The organism is Paralcaligenes sp. KSB-10, from assembly GCF_021266465.1.
Taxonomy (GTDB): Bacteria; Pseudomonadota; Gammaproteobacteria; order Burkholderiales; family Burkholderiaceae_B.
Window position 1 is genome coordinate 3,710,572 of the sequence record NZ_CP089848.1, and the last position, 14,695, is coordinate 3,725,266.

At 59.9% G+C, this 14,695-nt stretch carries 12 protein-coding genes; 10 read left to right on the forward strand and 2 right to left on the reverse strand.

The genetic code is table 11. The features are described from left to right. Positions 1 to 198 precede the first annotated feature (198 nt). The 6 genes from LSG25_RS16990 to LSG25_RS17015 all read left to right on the forward strand — a co-directional run bounded on the left by LSG25_RS16990 (position 199) and on the right by LSG25_RS17015 (position 6,117). Positions 199 to 1,026, forward strand: coding sequence for a transporter substrate-binding domain-containing protein (locus LSG25_RS16990; RefSeq protein WP_370635901.1), 828 nt, complete (start codon positions 199 to 201; stop codon positions 1,024 to 1,026). A gap of 78 nt (positions 1,027 to 1,104) precedes the next feature. Next, the gene (locus tag LSG25_RS16995; RefSeq protein ID WP_232742069.1) at positions 1,105 to 1,755 is read left to right on the forward strand and encodes an amino acid ABC transporter permease; all 651 of its coding nucleotides are present in this window, start codon (positions 1,105 to 1,107) and stop codon (positions 1,753 to 1,755) included. Between the two features lie 16 nt (positions 1,756 to 1,771). Then, complete coding sequence (locus tag LSG25_RS17000; protein ID WP_232742070.1) at positions 1,772 to 2,422, forward strand: amino acid ABC transporter permease; 651 nt, start codon at positions 1,772 to 1,774, stop codon at positions 2,420 to 2,422. A 100-nt stretch (positions 2,423 to 2,522) separates the two neighbouring features. Beyond that, positions 2,523 to 3,383 (forward strand): amino acid ABC transporter ATP-binding protein, encoded by an 861-nt coding sequence (locus LSG25_RS17005; RefSeq protein WP_305072050.1) that lies wholly within the window; start codon positions 2,523 to 2,525, stop codon positions 3,381 to 3,383. 37 nt (positions 3,384 to 3,420) lie between these two features. Then, positions 3,421 to 4,623 carry an amino acid aminotransferase gene (locus LSG25_RS17010; RefSeq protein ID WP_232742071.1) on the forward strand — a complete coding sequence of 401 codons (1,203 nt, stop codon included), beginning with the start codon at positions 3,421 to 3,423 and terminating at the stop codon, positions 4,621 to 4,623. A gap of 108 nt (positions 4,624 to 4,731) precedes the next feature. Continuing rightward, entirely contained in the window at positions 4,732 to 6,117 is a 1,386-nt protein-coding gene (locus LSG25_RS17015; protein ID WP_232742072.1) for an FAD-binding oxidoreductase, read from the forward strand. 159 nt (positions 6,118 to 6,276) lie between these two features. Here the strand turns inward: LSG25_RS17015 and LSG25_RS17020 are convergent, their stop codons facing one another. Then, positions 6,277 to 7,287, reverse strand: coding sequence for a LysR substrate-binding domain-containing protein (locus tag LSG25_RS17020; protein WP_232742073.1), 1,011 nt, complete (start codon positions 7,285 to 7,287; stop codon positions 6,277 to 6,279). Positions 7,288 to 7,609: 322 nt separating this feature from the next. Between LSG25_RS17020 and LSG25_RS17025 the strand changes: the two genes are divergently transcribed. Then, entirely contained in the window at positions 7,610 to 8,683 is a 1,074-nt protein-coding gene (locus LSG25_RS17025; RefSeq protein WP_232742074.1) for an aromatic ring-hydroxylating dioxygenase subunit alpha, read from the forward strand. Between the two features lies 1 nt (position 8,684). Beyond that, positions 8,685 to 9,908, forward strand: a complete 1,224-nt coding sequence (locus tag LSG25_RS17030) for a 2Fe-2S iron-sulfur cluster-binding protein (RefSeq protein WP_232742075.1) — start codon at positions 8,685 to 8,687, stop codon at positions 9,906 to 9,908. A 44-nt stretch (positions 9,909 to 9,952) separates the two neighbouring features. Here the strand turns inward: LSG25_RS17030 and hutC are convergent, their stop codons facing one another. Then, positions 9,953 to 10,687 (reverse strand): histidine utilization repressor, encoded by a 735-nt coding sequence (gene hutC / locus LSG25_RS17035; RefSeq protein ID WP_232742076.1) that lies wholly within the window; start codon positions 10,685 to 10,687, stop codon positions 9,953 to 9,955. Positions 10,688 to 10,881: 194 nt separating this feature from the next. Between hutC and hutU the strand changes: the two genes are divergently transcribed. Both hutU and hutH read left to right on the forward strand, forming a co-directional pair. Next, on the forward strand, positions 10,882 to 12,603 hold the full coding sequence (gene hutU / locus LSG25_RS17040; protein WP_370635902.1) for a urocanate hydratase: 1,722 nt from the start codon (positions 10,882 to 10,884) through the stop codon (positions 12,601 to 12,603). A gap of 79 nt (positions 12,604 to 12,682) precedes the next feature. Beyond that, positions 12,683 to 14,230, forward strand: coding sequence for a histidine ammonia-lyase (hutH, locus tag LSG25_RS17045; RefSeq protein ID WP_232742078.1), 1,548 nt, complete (start codon positions 12,683 to 12,685; stop codon positions 14,228 to 14,230). Positions 14,231 to 14,695: the final 465 nt, after the last annotated feature.

Genomic DNA, 14,695 nt, shown 5'->3' on the forward strand with positions numbered 1-14,695 from the left:
CGTGTTTACCCCTAATTTCGGGCTCTTCGGCAGGATGCCGCCGGAAATCGGTTGACACCCAAAAGCTTATGTATATACTTTTCATTGGGCGTGATAAAAGCCCTGCGCAAGCAAAATAACCAGTGATCGGCAAGCCGGCAAAAAGTATCCCTGTGTGTGATACAAAGGCTTTTCATCTATAGCGAGGAGTGCAAGGAAATGCGTGTGTTCTCAACTTTGAAATTATGTCTGGCCACGGCGTGTCTGGCGGTTGCCGCCATGCCGGCTCACGCCGACGACCAGTTGGCCAGGGTCAAGAAGGCCGGCGAACTGGTTCTGGGCACGGAAATGCAGTTTGCGCCCTTCGACTTCCTGAAGGACGGCAAGCAAGAGGGTTTCAACAAAGAGCTCTTTGCCGAAGTGGGAAAAGGGCTGGGTGTGAAAATCCGTTTTATCGACTTGCCCTGGCCCAGCGTGCTGCCCGGCCTTGACGCCAAGAAATTCGACATGGTGGCGGGGCCTTTGAACGTGACCAAGGCGCGCATGGAACGCTACACATTCACCCTGCCGATTGCCGACGGCACCGTGGCCCTGCTCAAGCGCACCAGCGACAAGGCATTGCAAAAGCCCGCGGACATCGCTGGCAAAGCGGTGGGCGGCGGCAAAGGCTCGGCGCAGCTCGAACAGTTGAAGGAGTTTGCCGATACCTTGAATCCCAAGCCGCAGATCAAGGAATACATCGATAACAATCAGGCCTATGCCGACCTGGCCGCCGGGCGTATCGTGGCGGTAGGCAACTCGCTGACCAATATCGCCTATGTGGCGCAGCAGCGGCCCAAAATGTTCACGGTGGTCAAGCCGGCGTTTGGCAAGAAAGTGTATTTCGCCTACATGGGCCTGAAAGGCGCCGATAGCAAGCCCCTGCTCGACGCCATCGACAAAGTCATCCTGGCCATGCATAAAGACGGCCGTCTGGCCGCCTTGCAGAAGAAATGGTTTGGCGTGGAAATGGATGTGCCTACGGGGCCTTTCGTGCCCAACGTGTAGTATTTTCTTCCCGGGCCCCGGCACACAAAGGTTTCGGGGCCTTTTCAATACGCAATACGGCACCGATTCAATACGCCCATGTTTGATTTTCACGCGATTATCGATTCCTTTCCCTTGTTGATCAAGGCGGCGGAAATGACGATATTCATCTCTGTGCTTGGCTTGTGCGCCGGCTATGTGCTGGCCATCGGCGTCTCCAGCGCGCGTCTGTCGCCGCGCCGCGCCCTGCAACGCGCGGGGGCGGTTTATGTGTTTGTGTTTCGGGGGGTGCCGCTGATCGTGCAGCTCATGATGGCATACTATTTTTTGCCGTTCGTGGGGATCAACGTCTCACCCATTGTGGCCTCGGCCCTGGCCATTTCCCTGTGCGAAGGCGCCTATCTGGGCGAGATACTGCGCGGCGGTTTTCTGGGTATTCCCAGAGGGCAGCTCGAAGCGACGCAACTGCTGGGTTTTTCGCGTTTCGACACACTTCTCAGAATTGAAATCCCGCAGGCGCTCAAGCTCACCATGCCTTCGCTCATCAACGAGATGATCATGCTGGTGAAGGCATCGTCGCTGATTTCCATCGTGGGCGTAGCGGAAATCACGCGCACCGCGCAAAACATCGCGGCAAGCACCTTCCTGCCCCTCGAGACGTATGTGGCTGCCGGCTGTGTCTACATGGTGATCAACGGCGCCTTGTCGCTGGCCGGTCACGCGGCCGAGCGCCGTTTCGGAAGGTCCTGACGCAATGACATTCAACATGACTCTGATCAGCCATTATTGGCCGAACATCATCAATGGATTTCTGGTCACGCTCGGTACCTGGATTGGGGCGGTATTGCTGGGCATTGCACTGGGCTTTGTCATTGCCGTGCTGCAGCTGTTCGGCGGGCGCTGGGTACGGGCGATTCTGCGCGTGTACATTGAAGTGCTGCGCACTACGCCGTTCCTGATCCAGCTGTTCATTCTTTATTATGGCGGCCCTTCGATAGGGATCGAACTGTCGGCCATAGCGGCCGGCGTTGTCGGGCTGGCGATATACGGCAGCGCCTATTTCGCCGAGTCGTTCCGCTCGGGTTTCATGTCTGTGCCGCGCGGCCATATCGAGGCCGCGCAGTGCCTGGGCATGTCCAGGCTGGCCATAGTCTGGCGCGTGCAGTTGCCGCAGATGCTGGTCATCATCACGCCGGCCCTGGTCAATCTGATCATTATCCTCAGCAAGGAAACCGCGGTGCTCTCGGTGGTGACGGTACCGGAGCTCACCGCGGTTCTGACGCAAATCGGTACCGAGCAATTTTCCTATGTCGAGACGACATTGATTCTATGTGTGTGTTATTTGTTGCTTATCGGAGTCACCGAGCGCCTGGGCCGCTGGGCCGAGCTGCGCATGAGCCGTTTTTTGGTGCGCTAGGCGCATGGCGGCGAACCGAGGCTCCTGCCCGGTTGCGCCTGTGCCGCGCAAAACGACAGGTTTTATTGGGCGGGCGCAGGCTTGCCTGTCAGGAGACAAGATGAATCGAAACGCTTCGGCGAGTGCGCAGCAGTCCCAGGATTATCTGATTGAAGCGCGTGGCATCAGCAAGTATTACGGACAGACTCGCGTGCTGAACAATATATCGCTTGGGGTGCGCAAATCCGAAGTGACCTGCATTATCGGCCCTTCCGGTTCGGGGAAAAGCACTCTGCTGCGTTCCCTGGCCTTCCTGGAGGAATACGACGGCGGCGAAGTCCTGATCGAAGGCGAGCTGCTGGGCTATGCCGAAAAAGACGGCCAGCGCGTCAAGGCGTCGCTGGCGGAACTGAACCGGGTGCGCCGCCATGTGGGCATGGTGTTCCAGCAATTCAATCTGTGGCCGCACATGACCGCTGTCGGCAATGTGGCCGAAGCGCTGGTCCGGGTCAAGAAACTGTCGCGTGCCCAGGCGCACGAGCGCGCCCAGCGCATGCTGGCCAAGGTGGGGCTGGCCGAGAAGGCCGACGCCTATCCCATCCGCCTGTCGGGCGGCCAGCAGCAACGGGTGGCGATTGCACGCGCCTTGGCGATGGAGCCGCACATCATGCTGTTTGACGAGCCCACCTCGGCGCTCGATCCCGAACTGGTGGGCGAGGTCTTGCAGGTCATGAAAGATCTGGCGCGCGAGGGCATGACCATGGTGGTCGTCACGCACGAAATGGGCTTTGCCGCGCAGGTGGCCGACCGGGTCGTGTTCATCGACAAGGGCGAGATTGCGGCCAGCGGCCCGCCGGAACAGATTTTCCGCGATGCCAGCCAGCCGCGCCTGCAGCAGTTCCTGCAGAATTACCTCGATCGCAATGCCTTCTGGACCCGCTCTTCAGGCCCGCAGGCGGTCACGAGCAAAATCGTGGCCTGATTTCCCAATATCCCGTTTTTCGACAAAGCAGAGAGTTATGTTTGAGCATTTGGAGCGGTACGCCGGTGATCCCATTTTTCGTCTTGGTGAAGAGTTCCATCAAGACCCGCGGTCACAAAAGGTCAACCTGACGGTGGGCCTGTATTACGACAACGAGGGCGCCATCCCGCTCTTGAAAACAGTGCAGACGGCCGAAGCGCGGCGCATCGCCAACCCGCAGCCGCGCCCTTATCTGCCGATCGAGGGCCTGGCTTCGTATCGAAGCGCCGTTCAAAAGCTGGTGTTTGGCGCCGGCCACGAGGCCCTGCATTCCGGGCGCGTGGCCACCATACAAAGCGTGGGCGGAACCGGAGCATTGAAAGTGGGCGCCGACTTCCTGCATGCCGCGTATCCCGACAGCCAGATCTGGATCAGCGATCCGGCCTGGGATAATCACCACGCCATTTTCCAGGGCGCGGGCATCAAGACGCACACCTACACCTATTACGATCCCCAAACCAAGGCCCTGCTGTTCGAGCGGATGCTTGGCGACTTAAGCGCCTTGCCCAGGCACAGCATTGTCCTGTTGCATCCGTGCTGCCACAACCCGACCGGCGTGGATCTGTCGCAGGAACAATGGCTGCGGCTGATCCCGGTGCTGGAAGCCCACGAGCTGATCCCCTTCCTGGACATCGCCTACCAGGGCTTTGGCACAGGCCTGCAGGAAGATGCGTTTGCGATTCGCGCCATGGCCGACGCGGGCTTGTCGTTTCTGGTGGCGAATTCGTTTTCCAAGAATTTTTCGTTTTACGCCGAGCGCTGCGGCGGCTTGTCGGTGGTGTGCGCCTCGCGCGATGAAGCCGAACGCGTGCTGGGGCAACTCAAGGCCATTGTGCGCCGCATCTACTCGAACCCGCCCATGCATGGCGGGCAGGTGACGTCTACCGTTCTGAATGATCCTGAGCTATATGGCCTGTGGGAGCGGGAAGTGGCCGAAATGCGCGCCCGCATTGCCTTTGTGCGGCAGCAAGCCCACGAACAACTGAAGGTCAAATTGCCCGGCTACGACTCAAGCTATTTTGTTACGCAACAGGGCATGTTCAGCTATACCGGCTTGTCCATTGCGCAGTTGCGTGCGCTGCGCGACACGCATGGGGTGTATATCATCGACTCCGGGCGTATCAGCGTGCCGGGCCTGAATACCCACAATATCGATTACTTCACCGATGCCATGGCCAGCGTATTGCAGGAGTCGACGTAGGGGCGCCCCATGCCATGCGTATTCCGGGAGCTGATCGAAACGTAGGGGCGGCCCTTGTGGCCGCCCGATGCTGGCACAATACCTTTACGCAAACGACTAACTCAAATCATGCCAAACACCTCTGCCACCCCGACTCTGAGCACCTTGGCGGACTCGATTTCCAGTCTGCGGCCGAATGACGATATACAACGTTATTTGCAGGACGCCAGCGGCCTGCCGGCCAAGGGCGAGCCGGCCATCGTGTTTCGTCCCGCCACGCCCGAACAGCTTGCCGACATCGTGCGGGCCTGTCACAAGGAAGGACGTACGCTGACCATCCAGGGCGGCCGCACCGGCCTGGCCGGCGGAGCGGTTCCCGATGCGGGCGATGTCGTGATCTCGCTGGAGCAGCTCACCAAAGTGGAAGAGTTCGATACGGTGGGCGGCACCATTACCGTGCAGGCCGGCATGGTGCTGGAAAACCTGTGCGCACTGGTCGAAGAGCAGGGCTGGTATTTTCCTCTGGATTTAGGTGCGCGCGGCTCGTGCCAGATCGGCGGCAACGTGGCCACCAATGCGGGCGGCAATCGCGTGCTGCGCTATGGCACCACGCGCGAGCTGGTTCTGGGGCTGGAAGTGGTGTTGGCCGATGGCACAGTATTGTCCATGCTGAACAAGGGGCTCAAGAACAATACCGGGCTCGACCTCAAGCATTTGTTCATAGGCACCGAAGGCACCCTGGGCGTGATCACGCGCGTAGTGCTGCGGCTGTTCCCAAAACCCGAGCGCCGCTATAGCGCGCTGGCCGCCGTGCAAAATGTCGAGCAGGTTGCCCAGGTATTGAAGCTGGCGCGCGCACGCCTGCCCGAGCTGTCCTCGTTCGAGGTAATGTGGCAGAGCTATCTGCTTGCGGCCGGCGAGGTGCTTAAAAAAACGCCGCCCTTCCAGGCACAGTATCCGATTTACATCCTGCTCGAAACCGAGAGCCGTGATTCACCGCAGGCGGCTGCCGCTCTCGAGGAATTCCTGGGCGACCTGCTCGAGAACGGCCAGGCGCTGGATGTGATTGTTCCCCAGACCCACGAACAGGCAGCGCTGTTGTGGAAGTTCCGGGACGCAATCGGCGAGATTCTGCGCGAGATCCAACCCTACCTGGCTTTTGATGTGGGGATTCCCTTGCGGTCCATGGCGAGCTTTATCGAGATCATCGGCACCCGCTTGTCGCAGGCTTATCCTAATGCCAAGAACCTGTTTTTCGGGCACTTGGGCGATGGTAATCTGCATTTGTCGACGGGGCCCCATGTCGAGGCCGATCTATTGATCGTCGAAGAACTGGTGTATGCCGAAGTCGAACGCGTAGGCGGCAGCATCTCCGCCGAGCACGGCATAGGCCGCATCAAGAAGCCATTCCTCAAGTACAGCCGCAGCGCCACCGAGCGCTTGCTCATGCAGCAAATCAAGCTGGCCCTGGATGCGGACAAGGGGCTCAACAACAACCGCATCATCGATGTCTGACGACGACGCGCGGTGCGGCCAGGCGTAAGGGCGGCCTGTCGCACTCGTACGGATGGCTTGTCAGATTATGCGTAACGGCCCTTGGCCGCCCGTGGTTGATACGTCGCCGCCAAACGGGCAGGCATAAGGCCTGCCCCTACGGAAACGGGGAATTCTCTTTCAGGCCAGCATCTGCCGGTTCAATTCGCCCTGCGATTTTCCGCGCGCGGTCAGCCAGCGGTGGAAGGCGCGGCAATGCGGCCTGTCGAAGGCGCTGTGTTTCCATTTCAACACATAGGGCCAGGGCAGCGGTAAAGCGAGCTTGAAGGGAATGATCAATTGCCCCGTGGCCACTTCGCGCGCCATCATGGAGCATTGTGCCAGCGCAAAACCCTGCCCGGCCACGGCCGCTTCAATCGTCATTTGCGACAGCGAAAAAATTTGATGGCTGTGGATGACGACACCGTCGGGTGGACGATGGCGGCTGCCGGCCTGGCTGCGTCGCGTGCCGCTGGGCTCGGTCCGATGGCCGTCGCCGGCATCGTCATCCAGATAAGCAGCGAACCACTCCTGCCACGACGGAGGAGAGGTGAACTTGGGCCGCCAATCGGTCGACAGCAGCGGGTAGTCCAGGATCTCCATCGGGCTTTGCAGCGTATTCCTGGGCGCAATCAGTGCCGGGCTGCATACCGGCACCACGCTATCGGTATAGAGATCCAGGGAGTTCTGGGACGTGGCGCCTGTGTCGCCGTAAGTAATGCGGAAATCGATATCTTCCAGATCGTTCGAGGGTTCCGAGTGACTGCCCTTGAATTGAATGGTCAGATCAGGGTAATGGGCATCCTGCCATTCGAACACCAGCGGCGCCAACCAGGCTTTAAGCAGCGACGGCAGGGCGCTGATCGACAGGTTGCGCTGGTTCTTGGATCGATCAAGCTCGGCTTGGGCCTCGCGCAGAATTTCGAAGGCGTGCGAACACGATTCGTGAAAGCGCAGGCCCGCCGCGGTCAGCTTCAAACGTTTGCCGTCCTTGAAAGTCAGGCTGGCATTGAGCGCTTCTTCCAGCAGTTTGATCTGCTGGCTGATGGCCCCGGGTGTGATCTGCAGGCGCCTGGCCGCCTCGGCCAGATTGCTGCTGTGGCCGATCGCTTCGAAGATCTGCAGCGCCCGCAAAGGAGGTAGCGTATTCATGGATAAGGGCCTCAAGCGGATGGGTCCGCCCGGGTTTGCCGGACAGCGGCTGATGATTTAGATATTCTAAACAATAATTATTATTTCGGCAGGAAAATTTATCTTATTATTTACGCATGGAAGCAGTGCGAATCACGGGCGACCACAAGGGCCGCCCATAGGGGGGCTTGGGCAAGGGCCATACCCGGCTCCAGTAGGGGCAGGCCTTGTACCCGCCCGTTTGGCCGCGATGCATTAACCGCAGGTGACCACGGTGCTTGCTTCTACGGATCGATTGTGCGGATCATATGATCGCCCGTATATATATTCAACGGAGACTCTCATGTTTTTAAATAATGCCTGGTACGTCGCTGCGCTGGAAAGCGAGATCACCCGCACTCTGCACGCCACCAAGATCCTGGGTGAAGATATCGTCTTGTATCGCAAGCAGGACGGTCAGGTCGCCGCCCTCGAAGATGCCTGTCCGCACCGCAAGCTGCCGCTGTCCATGGGACGCCTGCAGGGCGACCAGGTCGAATGCGGCTATCACGGCTTGACGTTCGACTGCTCGGGCAGTTGCGTGCGCGCACCGGGTGTCGCGCATATTCCGAAAGCCGCCTTTGTGCGCAGTTTCCCCATTGTCGAGCGTTATGGCCTGGTGTGGATCTGGATGGGCGATGCCGCCCTGGCCGATCCCGCCAAAATCATGCAGGTCGAGCATTGGGGCGATCCTGCCTGGGGCATGAATCGCGGCGACGCCATGACATTGCAATGCAACTATCAGTACATGACCGACAACCTGCTTGATCCCTCCCACGTGTCATGGGTTCACCAGAGCACCTTCGGCAGCGCCGATATTGTCGGCGAGCCCTTGCAAACCGTCGTCCAGGACAACGGCGTCACTGTATCGCGCTGGATGCGCAATGTTGAAGTCGCGCCGTTCTACGCCAAGTTCGTCAAGTTCAAAGGCAATTGCGATCGCAAACAGCAGTACGAAGTGCGGTTCCCCGCGCATGCGCTGATCCGGGCCATCTTCACCCCGGCCGGCGCGGGTACCGACAGCGAGCCCTTTCATCCGGACGTTTTCCTGATGGACTCGTATAACTTCATGACTCCGGTCGACGATTCCACCACCCGCTATTTCTGGTTCCAGATGCGCAACTTCAGCCCCGACGACCAGGACATATCGCGTCAGTTTTCCGAAGACGTGCGTCATGCCTTTCAGGAAGACCGCGCCGTGCTGGCGGCGGTGCATGCGGGCATCGCCAAGAGCCCTTCGAAGCTTGATCTGCCGCTGGATTCGGGGCCGCTGCGGTTTCGTCGCAAGCTCAAGCAACTGATCGACGCTGAACAAGAGGCTGCCTCGGAAGCGGCAGGCAGTGGCAGGGCCGCGACGCCTGTTCTCCAAGAGGCCTGATATGGCCGATGGCAGCGCGGCGGTCAATCGCGCGTTTCTCGACTACATCGTTGTCGCCAAGACCCGGGAAAGCGACGTCATTACGTCTTTGATCCTGGCTCCGGTTTCCGGGGTGGTGCCCGACTATCGCCCAGGCCAGCACCTGGTGTTTCGCCTGGATATCGACGGTGCCCGGGTCCTGCGGCATTACAGCGTTTCGGGCAATCCCTCCGAACCCGGCACCTTGCGGATTTCGGTCAAGCGCGAGCCCGCTCCGCGCAATCGGCCCGATCTGCCCGCCGGGCTGGGTTCCGGCCATATGCATGATCACGTGCAGGCAGGCGATACGCTGGTGGCGGCCGGGCCCATAGGGCAGTTCATTCTCGATGAAACCTCGCGTCGCCCGGTATTGCTGTTCAGCGGCGGCGTGGGCCTGACCCCCATGATGAGCATGCTGCATCGCCTCGTGCTGTCATCGGATCGCCGCGTGTATTTTGTGCACGCTTGTGAGAACGGCAATGCGCATGCATTTTCGGACGAAGTCGCCGCATTGGCACGGCAACGCCAGGGTGTGACGGTGCATTTCGCGTATCGCGAACCCACTGGGCATGACCGGATCGGGCGGAATTTCCATAGCGCAGGCCTGGTCGGTCGCGACGTATTGCAGGCCTTGTTGCCGCTGGACGATTACGACGTCTATCTATGCGGCCCTCCGGCCTTCATGCAGGCCAATTGGCGCCTGCTGCGCGGCCTGGGAGTTGCCGCCGGGCGCATTCATTATGAGTTCTTCGGGCCCGCCACGGTCCTGGAGACGGGCGAGGGCGAGCCTGACAACCCAGTAGCCGGCGCGGCGACGCAGGAACCTGGTCAGCTCATGGCTTCCCCCGCCTCCACGGCTGGCCGGACCCAGAGAACAGGTTTGCCCTTGGCGCCCGCAGAGTCCCTGCCCAGTGTTGTGCGGGCTGTCGCCGCGGCGCCCGCCGCCGGCATGCAGGTCAGCTTCGGGTCGACGGGCATTACGGTGCCCTGGGACGACTCTTGTTCGTCCCTGCTGGACCTGGCCGAGCAGGCGGGATTGAGTCCCGACTTCAATTGTCGTGCCGGATTATGCAACACATGTATGTCGACCCTGGTGTCCGGGCAGGTCGAGTATTTCGAGCCTCCGCTGGACCCGCCGCCGGAGGGCAAGGTGCTGCTGTGCTGTTCACGGCCCGCCGGCTCCCTCGTTATAGAACTTGCCGCGTAGCCACTGGCGCCAGGGTGGGCCTGTGTGCCCAGCCCAGACGCTCATCAATACTTGCCCGCAAACTTGTATCGGTTCCCTGGGTGCCACATCGTGGCGTTCGACGTGAACGCGCGGTTCGAGAAGGTGATCCGGTCCATTACCAGGCAAGGCTGCGACACTGGAATATCCAGCGGCGCGGCGATTTCCTTGGTAGGCAGCCTGACCTCGATCGTGTATTGCCCGCTGGGCAGAGGAGCCACGCGCATCAAGTATTCGTTGGGTGTCTGGGTTTCCCAATTTTGCTCCAGGTAATCCGGGGCGACCGAGGAGTCGACCAGCCGGTCTTCGATCTGGATCGCGATGTCGTTTTCATAATGCACGATGACCGAGCGGAACAGCTTGGTTTCAGGCGCAATCTGGAATCGCCGCGCCTGGATGTCATTGGCTGGCAAGGACTCCAGTTGCAAGACCTTGCTGCTATGGCGATGGCCGCGGTCGCGGATGTCTTGCGCGATGCTGCGGATTTCGATCAACGTCGACTGGAATTTGGGTTGCGCCACAAAGGTGCCCGAGCCCTTGTAGCGCACCAGCAGTTGGTCGGTCGTGAGTTCGCGCAGAGCGCGATTGACCGTCATGCGGGAGACGTTGAACGTTTCGCACAAGGCCAGCTCGGTGGGAATCAGGTCACCCTCTTTCCAGACCCCATTTTGAATTTGTTCGAGAACATAGTTCTTGATCTGCTGATAGGCCGGCTGGACATCACCTGGCTTTAGTTCCGGAACGGGGCGTTTGTGACGCATGTCATCTCCTAACATATTGATATTTTTGGGTTTTAAAAAAATATCATTTATATGTATAGACAAATAAAAAGTTTGCCTATACATTACACCTTGAGCTTACAAGAAATTAAGCAGTTTGTCGGCGGAAATCGGTGCAAAGCCGGGACATCCGGCCCAGGCCCGATCGAATTCCGACGCACCCATCACATCTGGAGATGAACGTGTCCAAAGATTCAGCAAGCACAATCAATCACGATCCGCGTTACGACGCCAGCCGCGAAATCCATGCCCCCACCGGCCCGACACTGCATTGCAAGAGCTGGGTGACCGAGGCGGCGTATCGCATGATCCAGAACAATCTCGACCCAGCCGTGGCCGAAAACCCCAAGCATTTGGTGGTATACGGCGGCATTGGCCGAGCGGCCCGCAACTGGAAGTGCTACGACAAAATACTCGAGACCTTGAAAACGCTCGAAGACGATGAGTCTTTGCTCATTCAGTCGGGCAAGCCCGTGGGCGTGTTCAAGACCCACAAGGACGCTCCGCGCGTCCTGATCGCCAATTCCAATCTGGTCCCCAAATGGGCGACCTGGGAAAAATTTCACGAACTGGACCGCGCCGGACTGTTCATGTACGGCCAAATGACGGCCGGCAGCTGGATTTACATTGGCAGCCAGGGCATTATCCAGGGCACCTACGAAACCTTTGTCGAAGCCGCGCGCCAGCATTTCAGCGGCAGCATGGAAGGGCGCTGGATCCTGACGGCGGGCCTGGGCGGCATGGGTGGCGCGCAGCCATTGGCGGCCAGCTTTGCCGGCGCCTGCTCGCTGACCATCGAGTGCCAGCAATCGAGCATCGACTTTCGTCTCAAGACGCGTTATCTGGACAAACAGGCACGCGATCTGGACGAAGCGCTGGAATTGATCGGGCACCATACGGCGCGCAAGGAAGCCATATCCATAGGCCTGCTGGGCAATGCGGCCGATATCCTGCCTGAACTGGTGAAGCGCGTTAAGCAGGGCGGCATACGCCCCGATCTGGTCACCGATCAGACCTCGGCGCATGACCTCGTCAATGGCTACCTGCCTTCAGGCTGGGCCGTGGCGCAATGGAAAGCGGCGCAAAAAGACCCAGGCCAGCATGCCGGATTACAGGCCGAGGCGGCCCGCTCGTGTGCCGTGCATGTGCAGGCCATGCTCGATTTCCAGAGCATGGGCGTGCCGGTGGTCGACTACGGCAACAACATCCGTCAGGTGGCTTTCGATCAAGGAGTGCAAAACGCGTTCGATTTTCCCGGTTTCGTGCCGGCCTATATACGCCCGCTGTTCTGCGAAGGCAAGGGGCCCTTCCGCTGGGTGGCGTTGTCGGGCGACCCCGAAGACATCTATAAAACAGACCGCAAGCTCAAAGAGCTGTTTCCCGCCAATAAACACGTGCACCGCTGGCTGGACATGGCCAGGGAGCGCATTGCCTTTCAGGGGCTGCCGGCGCGTATTTGCTGGCTCGGCCTGGGTGAGCGCGATGTGGCCGGCCTGGCGTTTAACGAGATGGTCAAGAGCGGCGAACTGAAAGGTCCCATCGTGATCGGCCGCGATCATCTGGACACGGGCTCGGTAGCCAGCCCCAATCGTGAAACCGAAGCCATGCGCGACGGTACCGACGCGGTTTCCGACTGGCCCTTGCTCAATGCGCTGCTCAACACGGCCGGGGGCGCCAGCTGGGTTTCGTTCCATCACGGCGGCGGAGTAGGGATGGGCTACAGCCAGCATGCGGGCATGGTGATTGTGGCCGACGGCAGCGATGCCGCGCGCGAGCGGCTGGCACGCGTGCTGGTCAACGATTGCGCCAGCGGCGTCATGCGCCACGCCGATGCCGGCTACGAGCTGGCGATCAAGACCGCGCGGGAATACGGTTTGAAACTGCCGATGATCGATTGAAAAGCCGAAAAAGAAGGTCGGCCCCGTTTTTTTCATCCCCCCCGACCCCTGCAACACTGTTACGTACCAAGAGCGAGTCATGAAACATACCCTGTTGATTCAACCCGGAAAACTCAGCCTGAAAGAAATTCGCAGCATCTGGCGCGACGAAGTCAATCTTGCCCTGCCCGACAGCGCGATCGAAGCCATGAATGCTTCCTCGGCCATCGTCAAGAAAATCATCGACAAAGGCGATGCCGCGTATGGCATCAATACTGGCTTCGGCAAACTGGCGCATACCCGGATCCCCGACGAAGACCTTGAGCGCCTGCAGAAAAACCTGATTCTTTCGCATTCGGTGGGCGTGGGCGAAGCCCTCTCGCCCGAAGTGGTACGCTTGGTCATGGCCCTGAAAATCGGCAGCCTGGCGCGCGGTTTTTCGGGCATACGTCCGGCCGTGGTAACGGCACTGCTCGATATGTACAACGCGGGCGTGGTGCCGCATATTCCCGCCAAAGGCTCGGTGGGCGCTTCGGGCGACCTGGCCCCCTTGTCGCACATGACGCTGACCCTGATCGGCGAGGGGCGGGCGTTTTATAAGGGCCAGTCGATGGAATCGAGCGAGGCCCTGCGCCAGGCCGGCATCGCTCCCATTGTGCTGGCCGCCAAAGAAGGCCTGGCCTTGATCAACGGCACGCAGGTGTCGACGGCCTTGTCCCTGAATGGCTTGTTCGTGGGCACTATTCTGTTTCGCAATGCCGTGCTGGCGGGGGCGCTCAGCGTCGACGCCGCCAAGGGCAGCGACGCGCCCTTCGATCCGCGCGTCCATGAAATTCGCGGCCAGGCCGGCCAGATTTATGCCGCGGACCTGTATCGCCGCTTATTGGCCGGCAGCGAAATCCGCCAATCGCACAGGCTGAACGACAACAAGGTGCAGGACCCGTACAGCCTGCGCTGCCAGCCCCAAGTCATGGGTGCGGTGCACGATCTATTGCAGCAGGCCTCGAATACCTTGCTGATCGAGGCCAATGCCGTGACGGACAATCCTCTGATTTTTCCCGGAAAGGATGGCCAGCCCGATCAGGTTATTTCGGGAGGCAACTTTCATGCGGAACCGGTGGCGTTTGCGTCCGACATCCTGGCCCTGGCGATTTCTGAAATCGGCGGCCTGGCCGAACGCCGCGTGGCCTTGCTGATCGACGCCAGTATTTCCGGCCTGCCGCCGTTCCTGGTGCCTTCCGCCGGCTTGAACTCGGGCTTCATGATTGCGCATGTCACGGCCGCCGCTCTGGCATCCGAAAACAAATCCCTGGCGCATCCCGCCAGCGTCGACAGCCTGCCCACTTCAGCCAACCAGGAAGACCATGTCAGCATGGCGACCTTCGCCGGCCGCAGGCTGATCGAGATGACGCAGAACACGGCAAGCATTATCGCCATCGAATTGATGTGTGCGGCACAGGGTATCGATTTCCATGCTCCCATGAAAACCTCGGGGCCATTGCAACAAGTGCACAGCCTGATACGCGCGGCCGTGCCGTTCTATCAGGAAGACCGCCTGCTGGCCCCGGACATCGATGCGCTGACCGAGCGCGTGCTCAGCGAAGCCTTGCTTGCCGGGCAGGAGTGGTCCGCGACTGACATGGTTTAGAGCATTTTTGGTTTAGATGTTTACGGCACTGGACGCTGTTGAGTCACTTTGTTTTTAGCCGTTTTTAGGATTGGGTAGGCTGTACTGGCTTGAGCGATGAATTTGGGCTGTGCGTTGCTGTGTAGTCTGTGTAGGCGCGATCGTAGTTCTATTAAGACGCCGCAGGGTGGGTGGTGCTGTACAGTCCGGCACGTCCAGCGGTCGGCTAGCTGCGCTAGCCGACTACCCGGGTCTGCCTCGTCCAGGCGGGCGTCGGGCGAACTCGCCCGGCCTCGCGAGGCCGGGCTCAGACAGCGCCCGCCGAAGGCCCCCGCCTTCCCTTCGTCAGCACCCGGCGCTGGACTACCGCCGGACTGCACAGCACCACCCACCCTGCGGCTTGCGTTGAGGAAATGCATAGAGGGAAGCGTTGAGGTCATGCATCGAGGTATACGCTGAGTCGGCAAGTTCATTCCAGGCATGCCG